Origin of the sequence: Undibacterium sp. Ji83W, assembly GCF_049340385.1 — a bacterium.
Classification (GTDB): Bacteria; Pseudomonadota; Gammaproteobacteria; order Burkholderiales; family Burkholderiaceae_D; genus Undibacterium.
In genome coordinates, this window is the sequence record NZ_JBMPOZ010000082.1 from 1 (window position 1) to 282 (window position 282).

Consider the following 282-nt stretch of genomic DNA (forward strand, 5'->3'; position numbering starts at 1 on the left):
TCAAAGGGTGACTGCGTGTAGCGCGGCAGTTCGTAAAATCTCTTACCTTTGGTGCTTTGCTACGCGCAGCCTGCCTTTGGCCTATATAGGCAGAATCTCCCCAATAACGCGTCTCTTGTCCATGCAGCAGGTCAGGTAATACCTGGCTGTCATGAACATTGGCACCCGTTGCGACAACGCTGTGTATCAATTTGGTCTTGCTGTCCACGCCAATGTGTCCCTTCATACCGAAGTGCCATTGATTACCTTTTTTGGTCTGACGCATTTCCGGATCGCGTTCTC

Annotated in this window: 1 protein-coding gene; it reads right to left on the reverse strand. The window is 50.7% G+C overall.

Annotated features, from left to right (window positions below; all coding sequences use genetic code 11):
* Positions 1-282 (reverse strand): transposase (locus ACO0LD_RS31840; RefSeq protein WP_423013552.1); only part of this gene is annotated, 282 nt, incomplete at both ends.